Origin of the sequence: Pseudomonas karstica, assembly GCF_009707515.1 — a bacterium.
In the GTDB taxonomy this organism is placed as follows: domain Bacteria; phylum Pseudomonadota; class Gammaproteobacteria; order Pseudomonadales; family Pseudomonadaceae; genus Aquipseudomonas; species Aquipseudomonas karstica.
In genome coordinates this window covers 1-18,099 of record NZ_WLYI01000030.1, presented here as the reverse complement: position 1 = coordinate 18,099, position 18,099 = coordinate 1, and the positions used below count along the sequence as shown (strand labels likewise).

Annotated in this window: 16 protein-coding genes; 13 read left to right on the top strand and 3 right to left on the bottom strand. The window is 59.6% G+C overall.

All coding sequences use genetic code 11. The annotated features are described in order from the left end of the window. Nucleotides 1-43: 43 nt before the first annotated feature. Nucleotides 44-1,168: a methyltransferase gene (locus tag GIR22_RS20095; protein ID WP_154745016.1), complete on the bottom strand. Its 1,125-nt coding sequence runs from the start codon at nucleotides 1,166-1,168 to the stop codon at nucleotides 44-46. A gap of 310 nt (nucleotides 1,169-1,478) precedes the next feature. On the opposite strand from GIR22_RS20095, the gene GIR22_RS20090 reads away from it, so the two are divergent. Next, nucleotides 1,479-2,255, top strand: a complete 777-nt coding sequence (locus GIR22_RS20090) for a ferredoxin--NADP reductase (protein WP_154745015.1) — start codon at nucleotides 1,479-1,481, stop codon at nucleotides 2,253-2,255. 47 nt (nucleotides 2,256-2,302) lie between these two features. Here GIR22_RS20090 and mscL read toward each other — a convergent pair whose 3' ends face one another. Continuing rightward, nucleotides 2,303-2,716, bottom strand: coding sequence for a large-conductance mechanosensitive channel protein MscL (mscL, locus tag GIR22_RS20085; protein ID WP_154745014.1), 414 nt, complete (start codon nucleotides 2,714-2,716; stop codon nucleotides 2,303-2,305). A gap of 287 nt (nucleotides 2,717-3,003) precedes the next feature. On the opposite strand from mscL, the gene katB reads away from it, so the two are divergent. The 12 genes from katB to GIR22_RS20025 all read left to right on the top strand — a co-directional run bounded on the left by katB (nucleotide 3,004) and on the right by GIR22_RS20025 (nucleotide 16,619). Further along, nucleotides 3,004-4,545: a catalase KatB gene (gene katB / locus GIR22_RS20080; RefSeq protein ID WP_154745013.1), complete on the top strand. Its 1,542-nt coding sequence runs from the start codon at nucleotides 3,004-3,006 to the stop codon at nucleotides 4,543-4,545. Nucleotides 4,546-4,610: 65 nt separating this feature from the next. Beyond that, nucleotides 4,611-5,150, top strand: a complete 540-nt coding sequence (locus GIR22_RS20075; protein WP_154745012.1) for an ankyrin repeat domain-containing protein — start codon at nucleotides 4,611-4,613, stop codon at nucleotides 5,148-5,150. A 35-nt stretch (nucleotides 5,151-5,185) separates the two neighbouring features. Then, a complete protein-coding gene (gene radA, locus GIR22_RS20070; RefSeq protein WP_154745011.1) occupies nucleotides 5,186-6,553 on the top strand; it encodes a DNA repair protein RadA in 1,368 nt (455 codons plus the stop codon). A gap of 162 nt (nucleotides 6,554-6,715) precedes the next feature. Continuing rightward, nucleotides 6,716-8,782, top strand: a complete 2,067-nt coding sequence (locus GIR22_RS20065; protein WP_154745010.1) for a carbon starvation CstA family protein — start codon at nucleotides 6,716-6,718, stop codon at nucleotides 8,780-8,782. A 15-nt stretch (nucleotides 8,783-8,797) separates the two neighbouring features. Then, nucleotides 8,798-8,995, top strand: coding sequence for a YbdD/YjiX family protein (locus GIR22_RS20060; protein WP_003182142.1), 198 nt, complete (start codon nucleotides 8,798-8,800; stop codon nucleotides 8,993-8,995). Between the two features lie 150 nt (nucleotides 8,996-9,145). Further along, nucleotides 9,146-10,105: a GTPase gene (yjiA, locus tag GIR22_RS20055; protein ID WP_154745009.1), complete on the top strand. Its 960-nt coding sequence runs from the start codon at nucleotides 9,146-9,148 to the stop codon at nucleotides 10,103-10,105. A 142-nt stretch (nucleotides 10,106-10,247) separates the two neighbouring features. Then, nucleotides 10,248-11,165 carry a LysR family transcriptional regulator gene (locus tag GIR22_RS20050; protein ID WP_154745008.1) on the top strand — a complete coding sequence of 306 codons (918 nt, stop codon included), beginning with the start codon at nucleotides 10,248-10,250 and terminating at the stop codon, nucleotides 11,163-11,165. Nucleotides 11,166-11,281: 116 nt separating this feature from the next. Beyond that, nucleotides 11,282-12,340 (top strand): hydroxyacid dehydrogenase, encoded by a 1,059-nt coding sequence (locus tag GIR22_RS20045; protein ID WP_246208450.1) that lies wholly within the window; start codon nucleotides 11,282-11,284, stop codon nucleotides 12,338-12,340. Beyond that, the gene (locus GIR22_RS20040; RefSeq protein ID WP_154745007.1) at nucleotides 12,337-13,035 is read left to right on the top strand and encodes an RraA family protein; all 699 of its coding nucleotides are present in this window, start codon (nucleotides 12,337-12,339) and stop codon (nucleotides 13,033-13,035) included. The genes GIR22_RS20045 and GIR22_RS20040 overlap by 4 nt, the downstream gene beginning before the upstream one ends. Nucleotides 13,036-13,146: 111 nt before the next feature. Continuing rightward, nucleotides 13,147-14,433 (top strand): CitMHS family transporter, encoded by a 1,287-nt coding sequence (locus tag GIR22_RS20035; protein ID WP_154745006.1) that lies wholly within the window; start codon nucleotides 13,147-13,149, stop codon nucleotides 14,431-14,433. 39 nt (nucleotides 14,434-14,472) lie between these two features. After that, nucleotides 14,473-15,411 carry a hydroxymethylglutaryl-CoA lyase gene (locus GIR22_RS20030; RefSeq protein ID WP_154745005.1) on the top strand — a complete coding sequence of 313 codons (939 nt, stop codon included), beginning with the start codon at nucleotides 14,473-14,475 and terminating at the stop codon, nucleotides 15,409-15,411. Between the two features lie 2 nt (nucleotides 15,412-15,413). Then, on the top strand, nucleotides 15,414-16,619 hold the full coding sequence (locus tag GIR22_RS20025) for a CaiB/BaiF CoA transferase family protein (RefSeq protein WP_154745004.1): 1,206 nt from the start codon (nucleotides 15,414-15,416) through the stop codon (nucleotides 16,617-16,619). A gap of 115 nt (nucleotides 16,620-16,734) precedes the next feature. Here the strand turns inward: GIR22_RS20025 and glyA are convergent, their stop codons facing one another. Further along, nucleotides 16,735-17,988, bottom strand: coding sequence for a serine hydroxymethyltransferase (gene glyA, locus GIR22_RS20020; RefSeq protein WP_154745003.1), 1,254 nt, complete (start codon nucleotides 17,986-17,988; stop codon nucleotides 16,735-16,737). Nucleotides 17,989-18,099 lie beyond the last annotated feature (111 nt).

Genomic DNA, 18,099 nt, shown 5'->3' with positions numbered 1-18,099 from the left:
CGGCACGGCTTCGGAACCCTCCTTGCGGAGGGTTTTTTTCAGTTTATTTTCGCGCTTTGAGAATCACGAACTTCGGCGTGGCGGCAACCTGCTCGACGCCGCGGAACAAGCGCGTCAACTTGCTGTGATAACCCAGGTGACGGTTGCCGACGATATACAACGCACCGCCCACCACCAATGCTTCCCGGGCTTGTTGGAACATGCGCCAGGCGAGGAAATCCCCCACTACCTGTTGTTGGTGGAACGGTGGATTGCACAGCACCACGTCCAGAGATTGCGGTGCCTGATCGGCCAGGCCATCGCCGGGTCGAATCACCACCTCCCGCTCGCCCAGCGCTGCCTGCCAGTTCTCGGCTGCTGACTGCACGGCCATGAACGACTCATCCACCAAGGTGTAATGCGCGTCGGGATTTTGCAGTGCGCTGGCAATCGCCAGTACGCCATTGCCGCAGCCCAGGTCCGCAACCTGCGCACTCCCCAGGTTTTGTGGCAGGTGCGGCAGGAAAGCCCGGGTGCCGATGTCCAGGCCTTCGCGGCAAAACACATTGGCATGGTTCAGCAATTCGATGGCTGGCGAGTCCAGGCGATAACGGGTGGGGTAGGGGGAGGTCGCCCGAGGCCGATCAGCCACGCTGGCGATCAGCAGGCGAGCCTTTTTCACGGCCAGGGAGGCATGCATCGGCCCTATGTAGCGTTCCAGCAATTCACCGGCCGCGTGCGGCAGGTGCTTGACCATGGCCCCGGCGATCACTTGGGCACCTGGTGCCAACTGGTCTTGCAGGCGAATCAGTTGCTCTTCCAGCAACGCCAGGGTTTTGGGTACGCGGATCAGCACACGGTCAAAAAGCCCGGCCAATGCCTGGCTGGCTGGCACGGTTGGCACCGCGTCGAACGCCTTGCCATTGCGCACCAGGTTTTTCTCCAGCGCCAAGGCCCCCAGGAACGAGTCGCCGCTGGAGGTGACGTGCACCTTCCCCTCAAGGCTGGCCGCCAAAGCGCCAAAACTGTCATTGAGCACCAGCACGCGGGTTGCGACGCTTGGCTGTTGCTCGGCCAAGTAGTTGAGCAAGTACTCATCGGCCGCATCAAAGGCCTGCAGCGGTTCATTTTGCTGCTCTGGCTGGCGGATCAGATCGAGTTGGGCGAAGGGGCTGTCGAGCAGGGGCATGGCGGGGGAGACTCTGGGTAATCGACGGATGTTGCGCCGGTTTGGCCGTGGGGCAACTTGCGCAACCATCTGAGTGAACTGCGCCGAAGGGGCCTTGACGCGGGCGTCATCACTCAGGACTGGCGGTAAATGTTACTTTTTTTTCGGCTAGATTACATTCGGTGTTTTTAGTTGCCCTAAAACGGTCAGGCTTTCATCGCTTATCTGGGTTCGGCGAGGCAAACAACCTGGGTGATGTCACTACAAACCATCGGTGTTTCCAGGCACTGCTTTGAGGGACACTAGGGGCACCTGTGAAACGGAGCCCCTCATGACGGCCAGTGCTGAAAAATACACACGCCAGACTTTGCTCGACGTGCAATCCCTTACTCCCAGCCTGTTCACCTTGCGTACCACCCGCGACCCGGGCTTTCGCTTCCGAGCTGGTCAGTTTGTGCGCCTGGGTGTGGTCAAGGCTGATGGCAGCACCGTGTGGCGTGCCTACTCGGTGGTGTCTTCACCTTTTGATGAGTATCTGGATTTTTTCTCTATTGTCGTGCCGGGCGGGGAGTTCACCAGTGAACTGAGCCGCTTGCGCGAGGGTGACACCTTGCTGGTGGAGCGTCAGGCCACCGGCTTTCTGACCCTGGACCGGTTTGTCGATGGCCGGGACCTGTGGATGCTGGGCACTGGCACTGGGGTTGCGCCCTTTTTGTCGATCCTGCAGGACTTCGAAGTCTGGGAAAAATTCGAGCGGATTATCTTGGTCTACAGTGCGCGTGAAGCCAGTGAGCTGGCTTATCAGTCGCTCATCCATGAGTTGGGTGAGCGTGAGCACCTGGCCGAATATGCCCATAAACTCACCTACATTCCCATCGTCACCCGAGAACAGTATCCAGGAGCGCTCAATGCGCGAATCACCACCCTGATCGACAATGGTGAGTTGGAAAAGGCCGCAGGTGTAGCGCTTACACCCGAACATTCCCGGGTGATGATCTGCGGCAACCCGCAGATGATCGATGACACCCGCCAGGTGCTTAAACAACGGAACATGCAGTTGAGCCTGACCCGGCGGCCGGGACAGGTAGCGGTGGAAAACTACTGGTAATAAAAAGGCGCCTCAAGGGAGGCGCCTGGTTTTTGCTCAACTGTTTGCTAAGGTTGGTTGTTCTGGGCCTTGAGCAGGTCGCGGATCTCTCCCAGCAACTCTTCTTCCTTGGTTGGAACAGGCGGCAGGCTAGGTGCCACGGCCTCTTCACGCTTGAGGCGGTTGATGGCCTTGACCCCCATGAAGATCGCAAACGCGACGATCACAAAGTCGATGAGGCTTTGGATAAACTTGCCGTAAGCAAGAACGACTGCCGGGACGTCGCCCTGGGCGGCCTTGAGGGTCACTGCCAAGTCACCAAAATCCACCCCGCCGATCAACAGACCGATCGGGGGCATCACCACATCCCCTACAAAAGAAGAAACAATTTTGCCGAAGGCGGCACCGATGATAATACCAACGGCCATGTCGACCACATTGCCTTTGACCGCAAAGGCCTTGAACTCACTGAGTACGCCCATAGGTTATTCCTTGTTACAGTTGAGATGAGGTAGGAACAGTGTAAGTCAGTCTTGTCAGGCTTGCGCGACACAGCTGTTAACATTGTTCGATGTTATCGACACATTAAATCGCAAATAGTTTGCAGAGTGCCATCATTCCTGCGCGGTATACCCGCTATTTCATGGGGTTTCCACACTATTTTCTTAATGGGGACGGTATGGGTTTTCTATTTATCTTCTGACTCCCGGGTCACTAGCCTCTAGCAAGCACAACTGAATGTGCATTAAAAAAACTAGAGGACACCTCGATGAAAGCCCCTATTAGCCGCAGGCCTATTGCTGCACGACATGTACTGCTCCTGGTAACCGCCAGCGCGCTTTCACTGTCGGTACAAGCCGCCAACCTGACCCGCGATAATGGCGCGGCGGTTGGCGACAATCAGAACTCGCAAACCGCCGGCGCCACGGGCCCGGTATTGCTGCAAGACGTGCAACTGATCCAGAAACTGCAGCGCTTTGACCGGGAGCGCATTCCAGAGCGTGTCGTACATGCCCGTGGTACCGGAGCCCATGGCACATTCACCGTCACCGATAACCTGAGTGACCTGACCAAAGCCAAGGTATTTGCTGCCGGCGAGGCTACCCCCGTATTTGTGCGTTTCTCTGCGGTCGTTCACGGCAATCATTCTCCTGAAACATTGCGCGACCCTCGTGGTTTCGCTACCAAGTTCTATACCGCCGACGGTAACTGGGACCTGGTAGGCAATAATTTCCCGACGTTCTTTATTCGTGACGCCATCAAGTTTCCGGATATGGTGCATGCCTTCAAGCCTGACCCGCGGACTAATCTGGACGATGACTCCCGTCGTTTTGATTTCTTCTCCCATGTTCCTGAGTCCACCCGCACCCTGACCGAGTTGTATTCGGACGCCGGCACCCCGGCCAGTTACCGGGAAATGGACGGCAATGGCGTTCACGCCTACAAGTTGATTAACGCCAAAGGTGAAGTGCACTACGTCAAGTTCCACTGGAAGAGCCTGCAAGGCATCAAGAACCTGGAGCCTAAGCAAGTCACTGAGGTCCAGGGCCGTGACTACAGTCATATGACTAATGATCTGGTCACGCATATCAACAAGGGTGACTTCCCCAAGTGGGACTTGTATGTGCAAGTCCTCAAGCCGCAAGACCTTGCCACGTTTGATTTCGACCCATTGGACGCCACCAAGATCTGGCCGAATGTCCCTGAGCGCAAAGTCGGGCAGATGGTACTGAACCGCAACCCGGCCAACGTCTTCCAGGAAACCGAACAGGTAGCAATGGCCCCGGCCAACCTGGTACCGGGTATCGAGCCGTCGGAAGACCGCCTGTTGCAAGGGCGCGTGTTCTCCTACGCCGATACGCAGATGTACCGTCTCGGTGCCAACGCCCTGCAACTGCCAATCAACGCCCCTCGGGTGACCGTCAACAACGGTAACCAGGACGGCGCGATGAACTTCGGCAAAACCACCAGCGGCGTGAACTACCAGCCAAGCCGCCTGCTGCCACGGGAAGAGCCGCAAAGCGCCCGTTACAGCCAGATGGCCCTGTCGGGCAGCACCCAGCAGGCGAAGATCCAGCGTGAGCAGAACTTCCAGCAGGCGGGTGAGCTGTACCGTTCATACAGCAAAAAAGAGCGTCAGGATTTGATCGAAAACTTCGGCGGCTCCCTGGCCACCACCGATGACGAGAGCAAGCACATCATCCTGTCGTTCCTCTATAAGGCTGATCCAGAGTACGGCACCGGCGTGGCCAAGGTCGCCAAGGGTGACCTGGCGCGTGTGAAAGCACTGGCCGAGAAACTGGCTGACTGATCCTTTTGGTCCTGTCGACGCTCGGCAACCCCGCTGGGCGTCGACACTTGGCAGGGAGTCCTCCCATGCGTATCTGCATCGGTTTACTAATAGCGTGGCTGGCCTTTGCCGCCCACGCCGAGACGCCAGAGCCGCAAACGCTCAAGGCGCAACTGCGAGACTACTATTTCGACGCGGCCCGTCGAGGTGACGTGGAAATGCTCAACACCTTTATCGATGCAGGCTATTCGCTTAACACCCAGGACGAAAAGGGCTACACCGCATTGATCCTGGCGGCTTATCACGGCCAGGCACCATTCGTGGAGCGCTTGCTGGCAGCCGGAGCCGATGCCTGTGTGCAGGACAACCGCGGCAACAGCGCACTGATGGGCGCCATTTTCAAAGGCGAGCTGAACATCGCCCAGCGGTTGCTGGCCACCGACTGCAACCCGGACCAGCGCAATGGCGCTGGGCAGACGGCAGCCATGTACGCCGGTTTGTTCAAGCGGCTCGAGCTGCTGGATGAACTGAAGGTCAAGGGCGCAGACCTCAATGCCGAAGACCCACTCGGTAACAGCGCTTCACGCTTGGCCAAAGGTGAAATCCGGACCCCGACGCCGCGCTGAGCTATCATCGCGGTTTTTCGGTTGGAGGTTCTCGAATGGCAAAGGCCAAGCGCATGTACGGCTGCACGGAGTGCGGCGCGACCTTTCCCAAGTGGGCCGGCCAGTGCAGCGAATGCGGTGCGTGGAACACCCTCACCGAAACCATGATCGAAAGCGGTGGTGCCGTCGCGCCCAGCGGTCGCTCGGGTTGGACTGGGCAACAGACGCAGATCAAGACCCTGGCCGAAGTCAGCGTCGAAGAGATTCCGCGTTTCTCCACCGCTTCCGGTGAGCTGGACCGGGTGTTGGGCGGTGGCCTGGTGGATGGCTCTGTGGTGCTGATCGGCGGCGACCCTGGCATCGGCAAGTCGACCATCCTCCTGCAAACCCTGTGCAGCATTGCCAGCCGCATGCCGGCGTTGTACGTCACGGGTGAAGAATCCCAACAACAAGTGGCCATGCGCGCCCGTCGCCTGGGGTTGCCCCAGGACCAACTGCGGGTCATGACCGAAACCTGCATCGAAAGCATCATCGCCACGGCTCGCCTGGAAAAACCCAAGGTCATGGTGATCGACTCGATCCAGACGATTTTCACCGAACAACTGCAATCGGCACCCGGTGGCGTGTCCCAGGTGCGGGAAAGTGCAGCGTTGCTGGTGCGTTATGCGAAACAGAGCGGTACGGCGATTTTCCTGGTAGGCCACGTGACCAAAGAAGGCGCGCTGGCCGGGCCGCGGGTGTTGGAGCATATGGTCGACACTGTGCTGTATTTCGAAGGTGAGTCCGACGGTCGCTTGCGTTTGCTGCGGGCGGTGAAGAACCGCTTTGGTGCGGTCAACGAACTGGGCGTGTTCGCCATGACTGACCGGGGCTTGAAAGAGGTCTCCAACCCGTCGGCGATTTTTCTTACCCGCGCCCAGGAAGAGGTCCCGGGCAGTGTGGTGATGGCGACGTGGGAAGGCACTCGGCCGATGCTGGTGGAAGTTCAGGCATTGGTGGACGACAGTCACCTGGCCAACCCGCGCCGGGTAACCTTGGGCCTGGATCAGAACCGTCTGGCCATGCTGCTGGCAGTCCTGCACCGGCATGGCGGAATTCCTACCCATGACCAGGATGTGTTCCTCAACGTGGTGGGCGGGGTCAAGGTGCTGGAAACCGCGTCCGACCTGGCCTTGATGGCCGCCGTGATGTCCAGCCTGCGCAACCGGCCGTTACCCCATGACTTGTTGGTGTTTGGCGAAGTTGGCCTGTCCGGCGAAGTGCGTCCGGTGCCCAGCGGCCAGGAGCGCTTGAAAGAAGCGGCCAAGCACGGTTTCAAACGCGCCATCGTGCCCAAGGGTAATGCGCCGAAGGAGTCGCCGCCGGGGTTGCAGGTGATTGCGGTGACTCGGTTGGAGCAGGCGTTGGATGCACTCTTCGAGTAGTACCTGGCCCTGGTGGGGAAAGGGATTGTGGCTCAGCGCCATTATTGGGTAGTTTTTTCGCCTCAGAGAGGCTCTAGACCAACGTAGGGGGCTGGCCTTTAGGGCCAGTAACGCTAAACTCGCAATGGCTGTCCTTCTGTCCACCCTGGCTGGAATATAAAAATGAAAAATAATAATAGCCTGCTACGCCATTTACCCTGGCTGCTGCTGGCAATTGTAGGCGCGTGCGCCTTGGGCGTAGTGGCTTTGCGCCGCGGCGAGGCAATCAACGCATTGTGGATCGTGGTCGCGGCAGTGGCCATTTATCTGGTTGCGTACCGTTACTACAGTCTGTTCATCGCCAATCACGTGATGCAAATCGACCCACGGCGGGCCACCCCCGCAGTGGTCAATAACGATGGTCTGGACTTTGTACCGACCAACAAACACATTCTTTTCGGTCACCATTTCGCGGCGATTGCCGGTGCCGGGCCTCTGGTCGGGCCGGTATTGGCGGCGCAGATGGGCTATCTGCCCGGTACCCTGTGGCTGATTGCCGGTGTGGTGCTGGCCGGTGCGGTACAGGACTTCATGGTCCTGTTCCTGTCCACTCGTCGCAACGGCCGTTCCCTGGGGGATATGGTCCGCGAAGAAATGGGCCGCATTCCCGGGACCATCGCTCTGTTTGGCTGCTTCCTGATCATGATCATCATCCTCGCGGTGCTGGCGCTGATCGTGGTCAAGGCCCTGGCTGAAAGCCCGTGGGGTATCTTCACGGTAATGGCGACCATCCCGATCGCGATGTTCATGGGCATCTATATGCGCTACATCCGCCCGGGCCGCATCGGTGAAATCTCCATCATCGGCGTATTGCTGCTGCTGGGTTCGATCTGGTTGGGCGGGCAGATTGCCGCTGATCCGGTCTGGGCCAAGGCCTTCACCTTTACCGGGATCCAGATTACCTGGATGTTGATCGGCTATGGCTTTGTCGCCGCCGTGTTGCCGGTATGGCTGATTCTCGCCCCACGTGACTACCTCTCTACGTTCCTGAAGATCGGTACCATCATCGCCTTGGCGATTGGCATCCTGGTCACCATGCCCGACCTGAAAATGCCGGCGTTGACCCAGTTTATCGATGGCACCGGCCCGGTTTGGAAAGGTGGTTTGTTCCCGTTCCTGTTCATCACCATCGCCTGTGGCGCGGTATCCGGTTTCCATGCGCTGATCTCCTCGGGCACCACGCCCAAGTTGCTGGCCAATGAGGGCCACGCCCGCTATATCGGCTACGGCGGCATGCTGATGGAATCGTTCGTGGCCATCATGGCGATGGTTGCCGCTTCGGTGATCGAGCCTGGTGTGTACTTCGCCATGAACAGCCCGGCAGCGATTGTCGGCAGTGACGTGGTGACTGTGGCGCAAACCGTCAGCAGTTGGGGCTTTGCCATTACACCTGAAGCGTTGCAGGCGGTAGCCAACGACATCGGTGAAACCACTATCCTGGCCCGTGCCGGTGGCGCGCCGACCCTGGCGGTGGGTATTGCGCAGATCCTGCACAGTGTCCTGCCGGGTGAAAACACCATGGCGTTCTGGTACCACTTTGCGATCCTGTTCGAAGCGCTGTTCATCCTGACGGCAGTCGACGCCGGTACCCGTGCCGGTAGGTTCATGTTGCAGGACTTGCTGGGCTCCTTTGTTCCGGCGTTGAAGCGCACTGAATCCTGGACCGCCAACCTGATTGCCACCGCAGGTTGCGTGGCGATGTGGGGTTACCTGCTGTATCAGGGCGTGATCGACCCACTGGGCGGCATCAACACCTTGTGGCCGCTGTTCGGTATCTCCAACCAGATGCTGGCCGGTATTGCGCTGATGCTCGCCACCGTTGTGCTGATCAAAATGAAACGCCAGCGCTATATCTGGGTGACCATGCTGCCAGCTGTCTGGTTGCTGATCTGTACCACCGCTGCCGGCCTCATCAAGCTGTTCGACGCCAACCCGGCGATTGGCTTCCTGTCGCTTGCGAAGAAATACAGCGATGCCCTGGCCAACGGCCAGATCCTGGCCCCGGCCAAGAACATCGACCAGATGCAACACGTGATCTGGAATGCCTACACCAACGCAACGCTGACGGCGCTGTTCCTGTTCGTGGTATTCAGCATCCTGTTCTATGCGCTCAAGGTCGGCATTGCCGCCTGGGGCAAAAAGGAACGTACGGATAAAGAAGCCCCGTTCCAGGCGATGCCGGATGCGTGATAGAGGGATGCAACCATGTTCAATGACCTGAGTCGCCTCGGTAAATACCTCGGTCAGGCCGCGCGCCTGATGGTCGGCATGCCCGACTACGACAACTACGTCGAGCATATGCAAACCAAGCACCCCGACAAGCCGATGATGGACTACGAAGCGTTCTTCCGGGAACGCCAGGAAGCCCGTTACGGCGGCAAGGGTGGGCCCAAGTGCTGTTAAGTTGGTAAACCCTCTGTAGGAGCGAGCTTGCTCGCGAAGAACTTAAGGACACCGCGTGCATTGAGCATGAACGCGGCGTCCGAGGGTTTTTCGCGAGCAAGCTCGCTCCTACAGTTGTTTTTGCATGCCTATTTTCAAGGAGAACCGCTTTTGTCCTCTCCCATTCCCGTTACCGTCCTCAGCGGCTTCCTTGGCGCTGGCAAGACCACCTTGCTGCGCCACCTGCTCAAGGCCGAACACGGCTTGAAAATCGCCGTGATCGAAAATGAATTCAGCGACGCCGGCATCGATACCCAACTGCTGGGCACCGAACCGGTACAAGTCATGACCTTGTCCAACGGCTGCGTGTGCTGCACCATCCACACCGACCTGACCAAGGCGCTGTACCTGCTGCTGGAACGCCTCGACAGCGGTGAAATCGCCTTCGACCGCCTGGTGATCGAGTGCACCGGCCTGGCCGACCCAGCCCCGGTGGCCCAGACGTTTTTTATCGATGAAGAACTGCGCGAGCGCTACATCCTCGACGGCATCATCACCCTGGTAGACGCCGCCCACGCTGAACACCACCTGACCCAGACCATCGCCCAGGCACAAATCGGCTTTGCCGACCGCCTGCTGGTGAGCAAGCGCGACCTGGTGGACGACACTACCTTTACGGCCTTGAGCGAACGCCTGACCCGCATCAACCGCCGTGCGCCGATCCGTGTGGTAGAACACGGCAAGATTGATCTGGCCGAATTGCTGGACGTGCGCGGCTTTAACCTCAACGCGGGCATGAGCCTGCGCCCGGTGAGCCAGGCCCCTTCCATCGACCGGATTTCCAGCCTGGTGCTGCGTACCGACCAAGCGCTGGATATCGACCGCCTCAGCGAGTTCATGAACGAACTGCTGGAAGACCATGGCAAGCAACTGTTGCGCTACAAGGGCGTGTTGAACATTGCTGGCGAAGATCGGCGCATGGTGTTCCAGGGGGTGTTGAAACTCTACGGTTTCGACTGGGACACCGAATGGGCCGAAGGCGAGGCGCGGGAAAGTGTGATTGTGTTTATTGCTGACGAGTTGCCGGAAGAAAAGATTCGCGCAGGATTTGCGCGGGTCTACCAACCCTGACTTGAAATGTCAGCCCGCATAACACAGCAATTGGCGACTCGGGCAGGTTGAAGTTCGTCAGGCCGGGCCAGTAGGGTTGGCGAATGTCTGGAGGATAGATCATCCTCCAGCTAATCCTCTAGCTGCGCCATGGAACCCCCCGATGGACCTGCGAGACCTTTACTACTTCGAAACGATCGCCGAACTGGGTAACCTCGGCCGTGCCGGTGAAAAGCTCCATCGCACTCAGCCGGCGCTGTCAAAAAGCATCCAGCGCCTGGAGGAAAACCTGGGCACTGCATTGTTTCTGCGCGAGGGCCGGCGCATGCGCCTGACGCCTGCCGGCGAATTGCTGTTGATGCGCGCCCGCCACCTGCGCCAGGGCGTGCAGGAAACCCGCCGCGAGATCCAGGACTTCGCCAAAGGCATCGTCGGTAACGTGCGCCTGGGCTGTGGGCCAACCGCTGCCGAATACCTGTTGCCGAGCCTGGTGTCACTGCTGCTGGATACCGTGCCCGAGTTGACTCTGGAGCTGGTCACCGGGCAAAACGACATACTCCTGAATGCCTTGCGCACTGGCCAGCTTGATCTGCTGATCTGCCCGTTGTCGGCAGTGGACGTGGCACAGTTCGAGACCTTCGCATTGCTCCAGGACGAAGTGGTAGTGGTCGCCAGCGCCGACCATGTGCTGTTTGAGCAGGACATCTGCATGGCCGACCTCTGTGCCTGGCGCTGGGTCTTGGCGGCGCCGACCGTGGCTACCCGGCGCTGGCTGGACAACGCCTTTTTCAATCATCGCCTGGACCCGCCGCGAACTCAGATCCAGACCAACTCGATCAACATGATGCCGCGTTTGATCGCTCATACGCCGCTCCTGAGCTTCATCTCCCGGCACAATCTGGGGGTGGGGAAAATCGGCGCCACCTTGCGCGAAGTACCACTGCCCGAAACCACCATGCGCCGCAGTTTTGGCGTGGTGATGCGCCGCGAAGCGTATGTTTCGCCACCCACCGTCTTTGTGGTTGAGCTGCTCAAGCGCGAAGGCGCAGCGCTGTTTTCCGATCACGCCGATCCCAGCTGAATCCCTCCAAGTGTTACCCAACGCCTCAGCGTTATGTCGCTGCGGCATAAACTATAAATTAAATTCATAGTTTGATAAAAAACCGGAAATAGATTTATACGAGGCTTGGGTTGACCATGGTTGGCATAGCGGTTGAGCACGCAGCTCATCCCAACGCCAACAATGAGAACAAGGCATCGATCATGGCCTACACCATCCTTGTGACCGCCGAGCGCCTGGCGCCTGCGGGCCTGGACCTTCTTCAGCAGCACGACTGCCGTGTGCTCTTCGTCAGAAAAGGCCAGGAAGTTGCCGACATCGAGCGGCTGCTGACGACCCAGCCAATTGATGCAGTCATCTCCCGCACCTTCGAGCTCAGCGAAAAGGCCATCGCCAGTTGCCCAACCCTCAAAGTCATCTGCAAGCACGGTGTGGGCGTCAGTAATATCGATGTCACTGCAGCCACTGCGCGGCGCATTCCGGTGTACGTGACGCCGGGAGCCAATGCGCAATCGGTGTGCGAGATGACGCTGGCACTGATGTTCGCCGCCGCTCGCAAGGTCTGCTGGATGGACCGCGAGATCCGTGACGGGCGCTGGTCGCGGGCCCAGGACGGCCTTGAGTTGCGTGGTCGCACCTTGGGCCTGCTGGGTTTCGGCCAGGTGGCGCGCAAGGTGTCGACGGTGTGCCAGGCCCTGGGCATGAGCGTGCGCGTCTACGACCCGTTTCTGCACGACGACAGCGACCTTGACGGTGCCGAACGCCTGCCATCCCTTGAGGCATTGCTGCGCGCCAGCGACGTGCTGAGCCTGCACGTGCCGCTCACCGCGCAGACTCGCGGCCTGATCGGCGCTGCCGAACTGGCGCTGCTACCGGCCAACGCCGTGCTGATCAACACCGCGCGCGGCGAAGTGGTCGATGAGGCGGCGCTGGTGCAGGCCTTGAGCACGGGCGGGTTGTACGCCGCCGGTCTCGACACCATGGCCATCGAGCCGCTGCCGGCCAATAGCCCGTTGCCTGGCCTGGCCAACATCGTGTTGACCCCACACGTCGGGGGTTCTACGCCAGCGGCCTTGAACGCGATGGCACGAGATGCCGCCAGCAACGTCCTGGATTTTTTAAGCAGCAAGCCCATTTCGCGCTCGTCGTGTGTCAACCCGGATGTTTTTTTTCCTCTGACTGGAGAAGCCTTATGACTGCCCCTGTTCTCAACGACTGGCCCACTGGCTACCGGATCAACCCGCGCCAAAACGGCGTCAGTCGCCAATTGATCGAGGCCTTTCGCTGCATCCCGGTGGCGGTGGCGGGCGACTGCCTGGGCCGCAGCATCGGCGCCCGCGGCCTGCATATCTATCATGGTGACCTGGGGCTAAAACTCTGCGGCCCGGCGTTCACCTTGCGTGTGCGCCCTGGCGACAACCTGATGGTGCACAAGGCACTGATGATGGTGCAGCCGGGCGACGTGTTGGTCATCGACGGTGCCGGCGACCTTAGCCAGGCGGTGATCGGCGGGTTGGTCAGAACCACCGCCCTGCGGGTGAAACTCGGCGGCATCATCATCGACGGCGCAGTCCGCGATCTGGAAGAGCTGGCTGAGGGCATCCTCCCGGTCTTTGCCGCTGGGCACACCCACCGTGGGCCAAGCAAGGACGGCCCCGGTGAAATCAACGTACCCATTGCCTGCGCCGGGCTCTGCGTGATGCCCGGCGACTTGATGCTCGGCGATGCTGACGGCGTGCTCGCGGTGCCCCAGGCCGATGTCGCGCAACTGCTGCCCAAAGCCCTCGCGCACCTTGAGCGGGAAGCCGCCATCCGCGAGACCAATCGCCTCGGTACCGCCGACCCGGAGCGCTTTGACGCGCTATTGCGAGGCAAGGGCCTACCGGTTTGACCACGCATTACTGACTTCCTTTTCGACCGGTGCGTGCGTCCATCACTTGAGGGTAGTGGCTGTGCACCGGTCAGAGAGTCACCCAAATAAAACAAGAAAAAGAGGGAACCCATGCTGACTATCCTCAGCTATACGATGATCACCTGTTTCATGTACCTGGTCATGAGCCGTCGCCTCTCGCCGTTGGTGGCGCTGATGTTGGTGCCGGTGGTTTTCGCCTGCATCGGCGGCTTCGCCAGCGGCCTCGGCCCGATGATGATCGACGGCGTGAAAATGCTCGCGCCAACCGGGATCATGCTGACGTTTGCGATCCTCTACTTCTCCATGATGACCGATGCCGGGCTGTTCAATCCGCTGGTCAAGATGATCCTCAAGGTGGTCCAGGGCGACCCGCAAAAAATCGTCATCGGCAGTGCCATTCTTGGCATCTGTGTGGGCCTGGACGGTGATGGCGCAACCACCTACATCATCACCACTGCGGCACTGTTGCCGCTGTACCGGCGCACCGGAATCCGCCTGCAGGTCATGGCCACAGTACTGCTGCTGAGTAACGGGGTGATGAACATGCTCCCCTGGGCCGGCCCCTTCTCGCGCGCCGCCAGCGCCATGCACGTGGATGTCGCCGACCTGTTCATGGAAATGCTGCCGATGATGCTCGCAGCCCTGGCCTGGGTGCTATTCGTTGCGTTTTTGCTGGGACGCATGGAGAAGCGCCGGTTGGGGGTGGTCGAGCTGCGCGAAGGCGAGGGCATGGATCACTTCAAGGAGGCCAAGCCGGGGGACTGGCGCTTTGCATTCAACGCGGTGCTGACCGTCACTCTAATTGCCTGCATGGTGATGAGCGTATTGCCCCTGGCGATTCTGTTCATGTTGGCATTTGGCCTGGGTGCGGTGGTCAACTTCCCGAAGATCGAAGAGCAAAAAGCGTTGATCGCCCGCCACGCCGACAATGTCATGTTGGTGTCGCTGCTGATTTTCGCTGCTGGGATCTTTGTCGGCATCATGACCGGCACCGGCATGATCAAGGCGATTTCCGAAAGCCTGATCTACATCATTCCGCAATGGGCCGGGCAGTACATGTCGTTGATCACTGCGCTGATCAGCATGCCTGGTACCTACGTGCTGACCAACGATGCATTTTACTTCGGCATTCTGCCGATTCTCGCTGACACCGCCAGCCACTACGGCATCGGCCCGATGGAGATGGCTGTCGCCGGCCTGATCGGGCAGCCAGTGCACATTCTCAGCCCTCTGGTGGCGTCGACTTATCTATTGTGCGGTTTGCTGGACGTCGATTACGCGAATAACCAGCGTATTTCCCTGAAGTGGTCAGTGGGCACGGTGGGGGTGATGTTCATCACATCGCTGTTGATCGGCGCGCTGGCCGTGCTGCATTGATCGGCTGTGGCCAGTGCCCCAACTACCGAGGTGAACCTGATGCATGACAACCACGATATCGACATATTGATCAGCGAAGTCGGTCCCCGCGATGGCTTGCAAAGCGTCAAGGCGACGATGCCAACCGCGCTCAAGACGGCCTGGATTTCGGCACTGGCCGGTGCCGGCCTGCGTGAGATCGAAATCGGCTCGTTCGTGCCGGCCAAGTTGCTGCCGCAGATGGCCGACGCGGCGCAACTGGTCGCCCATGGGCGGACCTTGCCGGGGCTATTTGTCACGGCCCTGGTACCCAACCTCAAGGGTGCGCAGGCGGCTTTCGAGGCCGGAGTACAGAAAATCACCGTGCCGGTGTCGGTGAGCGAACCGCACTCGCTGGCGAACATTCGCAAGACCCACGCACAAGTGATCGAAGAGGTGCGCGGGGTGATCGCCCTGCGCAATCAGCACTACCCCCATGTGCAAGTGGAGGCGGGGCTCTCGACTGTGTTCGGCTGCACGATCCAGGGCGTGGTGCCGGCCGATGAGGTGATTCGCCTGGCGTTGGTCATGGCTGGACTGGGGGTTGATGAAGTGGGGCTGGCCGACACCGTTGGTTACGCCAATCCGACCCAGGTGCGCCAGCTGTTCAGCCGCTTGCGCAATGAGCTGGGCACCGTGGCTGGCAGTGCGCACTTTCACAATACCCGCGGCCAGGGCTTGGCCAATGTGGTTGCCGCCTTGGATGTCGGGGTTACCACCATCGATGCTTCCCAAGGCGGTATTGGCGGCTGCCCGTATGCACCAGGGGCCTCGGGAAATATCGTCACCGAGGACCTGGTCTACCTGCTGGAGTCCATGGGCCTGCGCACCGGTATCGACATCGACCGCCTGGTGGCCGCCCGTGAGTGGCTGCAGCAGGGTTTGCCGGGAGAGCCGCTGTACGGGTTTATTCCCGATGCCGGTGTCGGCAAGAACTTCCATTACGCAAAGGATCTTTGAATATGTTGCAGCCCTCGGAAAAACCTTTGCCCCTGGCCGGTATCCGCGTCATCGAGTTCGTCCACATGGTCATGGGCCCCAGCTGTGGCTTGGTGCTGGCGGATCTGGGCGCCGAGGTGATCAAGGTCGAGCCGGCACCGGCCGGTGACAACACCCGGCGCCTGAAGGGCTCGGGCGCAGGCTACTGGATGACGTATAACCGCAATAAAAAAAGCTTTGCGGTCGACATGAAGACCCCGGAGGGTATGGCCGCAGTACTTAAGCTGATTGCCAGTGCCGATGTCGTGACCGAGAATTTTCGCCCCGGCGCCATGGAAAAGCTCGGCTTGGGCTACGAGCACGTCAAGGCGCTCAAACCATCGATTATCTACAGTTCCATGAAGGGCTTTTTGCCGGGCCCTTACGATCAACGCACCGCCCTGGACGAGGTGGTGCAGATGATGACCGGCCTGGCCTACATGACCGGCCCGGTGGGTAGGCCGCTACGCGCCGGGGCCTCGGTGAATGATGTGATGGGCGGGATGTTCAGTGCCATCTCGATTCTTGCCGCCTTGTACCAGCGCAACTCCACTGGGGCAGGCCAGTTTGTGCAGACGGGGCTGTTTGAAAACTCGGCCTTTCTGGTGGCCCAGCACATGATGCAGAAAGTCGTCACCGGTAAGGCTGCGGCGCCTATGCCCAATCGTCTGTCGGCCTGGGCGATCTATGATGTGTTCGCCACGGCTGATGATGAACAGGTGTTTTTAGGCGTGGTCAGCGACGGTCAATGGCAGGCCTTTTGCTCGGCCTTCGAGTTTGCCGAATGGGCGGTCGACCCTGATTTGGCTCAGAACAATCAGCGGGTGCAGGCTCGCGAACGGATTCTGCCATTGGTCATCGAACGCCTGGGGCAACTGGGTAAAGCCGAAGTGATGGCGCGTTGTGAGGCGGCGGGGCTGCCGTTTTCGCCGATCCAGCGGCCTGAAGATCTGTTTGAGGATCGCCACCTCAACGAGTCGGGCGGCATGGTCGACCTCACCCTGGCCGATGGCGAAGCAGTGAAGGTGCCGATGTTGCCACTGCAAATGGATGGCCAGCGCTTCGGTGCACGACTGAACGTCCCGGAATTGGGAAGCCATACCGTTGAGTTGTTGCGTGAGATGGACTATAGCCCTGAGCAGATTGTCGCGTTGCAACAGGCGAGAGTGGTGAGGCAGCAAGAGTCGTAGGCCGCTTCACGTAATGAAAAAAGCGCCGACGTTGCCGTCAGCGCTCGGGAGTTGCGAGGCATTGCGCTGTATAAAACATCGCAATGCCCTGATGCTTTTATGCAAGCAACTGCAATCAGGCGCCGTATACCGGCAGCTTTTTGCAGATGGCCTTGACCTTTTCACGAACGGCATCGATCACCGCTTCGTTGGAAAGGTCTGCCAGGATGTCGCAGATCCAGCCAGCCAGTTCCTTGCAGTCAGCCTCTTTGAAGCCACGAGTGGTCACGGCCGGGGTACCGAAGCGCAGGCCCGAGGTGACGAACGGCGAGCGTGGGTCGTTTGGTACCGAGTTCTTGTTGACGGTAATGAATGCCTTGCCCAGGGCGGCGTCAGCGTCTTTACCGGAGATGTCCTGCTTGATCAGCGACAGCAGGAACAGGTGGTTTTCAGTACCGCCGGACACCACATCAAAACCGCGCTCGATGAACACGCCAGCCATGGCCTTGGCGTTTTTCACCACTTGTTGCTGGTAGGTCTTGAACTCAGGTTGCAGGGCTTCCTTGAAGCAGATCGCTTTAGCGGCGATCACGTGCTCCAGCGGGCCACCCTGGGCACCCGGGAATACCGCGGAGTTCAGCTTCTTTTCGATCTCGGCGTTGGCGCGAGCCAGGATCAGGCCGCCACGTGGACCGCGCAGGGTCTTGTGGGTGGTGGTGGTGACCACGTCAGCGAATGGTACCGGGTTCGGGTAGACGCCAGCGGCGACCAGCCCCGCAACGTGGGCCATGTCAACAAAGAGATAGGCGCCAACCTTGTCAGCGATTTCACGGAAACGTGGGAAATCCAGGATCTGCGAGTAGGCAGAGAAACCGGCCACGATCATTTTTGGCTTGTGCTCGACTGCCAGGCGCTCGACTTCGTCGTAGTCGATCAGGCCGTTGGCATCGATACCGTATTGAACGGCGTTGTACAGCTTGCCGGAGGAGGAAACACTGGCGCCGTGGGTCAGGTGACCGCCGTGGGCCAGGCTCATGCCCAGGATGGTGTCGCCGCCTTGCAGCAGGGCCAGGTACACCGCGCTGTTGGCTTGGGAGCCGGCGTGTGGCTGGACGTTGGCGTAATCGGCGCCAAACAGTTCCTTGGCGCGGTCGATGGCCAACTGTTCAACGATATCGACGAATTCGCAACCGCCGTAGTAACGCTTGCCCGGATAACCTTCGGCGTACTTGTTGGTCAGAACCGAACCTTGAGCCTCCATCACGGCGGGGCTGGTGTAGTTTTCCGAAGCGATCAGCTCAATGTGCTCTTCCTGGCGCTGAGCTTCTTGCTCCATGGCGGCAAAGAGATCGGCGTCGTACTTGGCAATAGTCAAATCACGGCTGAACATGGCGGTCCTCAAGGATCGGGGGCAGAAAAGAAGCGCATTCTAACCCAATGGGTTTTAGATGGCATATGAAAGGACATCATCTCGCGGACAAGTGGCGCTCATACCCGTAGC

Excerpts from the sequence above, each read along its gene's own strand:
- mscL (WP_154745014.1), bottom strand. The coding sequence starts at position 2,716 with ATGGGCGTACTCAGTGAGTTCAAGGCCTTTGCGGTCAAAGGCAATGTG.
- GIR22_RS20050 (WP_154745008.1), top strand. The coding sequence starts at position 10,248 with ATGGACCTGCGAGACCTTTACTACTTCGAAACGATCGCCGAACTGGGT.
- GIR22_RS20035 (WP_154745006.1), top strand. The coding sequence starts at position 13,147 with ATGCTGACTATCCTCAGCTATACGATGATCACCTGTTTCATGTACCTG.
- katB (WP_154745013.1), top strand. The coding sequence starts at position 3,004 with ATGAAAGCCCCTATTAGCCGCAGGCCTATTGCTGCACGACATGTACTG.
- GIR22_RS20045 (WP_246208450.1), top strand. The coding sequence starts at position 11,282 with ATGGTTGGCATAGCGGTTGAGCACGCAGCTCATCCCAACGCCAACAAT.
- GIR22_RS20060 (WP_003182142.1), top strand. The coding sequence starts at position 8,798 with ATGTTCAATGACCTGAGTCGCCTCGGTAAATACCTCGGTCAGGCCGCG.
- GIR22_RS20025 (WP_154745004.1), top strand. The coding sequence starts at position 15,414 with ATGTTGCAGCCCTCGGAAAAACCTTTGCCCCTGGCCGGTATCCGCGTC.
- radA (WP_154745011.1), top strand. The coding sequence starts at position 5,186 with ATGGCAAAGGCCAAGCGCATGTACGGCTGCACGGAGTGCGGCGCGACC.
- GIR22_RS20040 (WP_154745007.1), top strand. The coding sequence starts at position 12,337 with ATGACTGCCCCTGTTCTCAACGACTGGCCCACTGGCTACCGGATCAAC.
- GIR22_RS20030 (WP_154745005.1), top strand. The coding sequence starts at position 14,473 with ATGCATGACAACCACGATATCGACATATTGATCAGCGAAGTCGGTCCC.
- GIR22_RS20075 (WP_154745012.1), top strand. The coding sequence starts at position 4,611 with ATGCGTATCTGCATCGGTTTACTAATAGCGTGGCTGGCCTTTGCCGCC.
- GIR22_RS20090 (WP_154745015.1), top strand. The coding sequence starts at position 1,479 with ATGACGGCCAGTGCTGAAAAATACACACGCCAGACTTTGCTCGACGTG.
- GIR22_RS20095 (WP_154745016.1), bottom strand. The coding sequence starts at position 1,168 with ATGCCCCTGCTCGACAGCCCCTTCGCCCAACTCGATCTGATCCGCCAG.
- glyA (WP_154745003.1), bottom strand. The coding sequence starts at position 17,988 with ATGTTCAGCCGTGATTTGACTATTGCCAAGTACGACGCCGATCTCTTT.
- GIR22_RS20065 (WP_154745010.1), top strand. The coding sequence starts at position 6,716 with ATGAAAAATAATAATAGCCTGCTACGCCATTTACCCTGGCTGCTGCTG.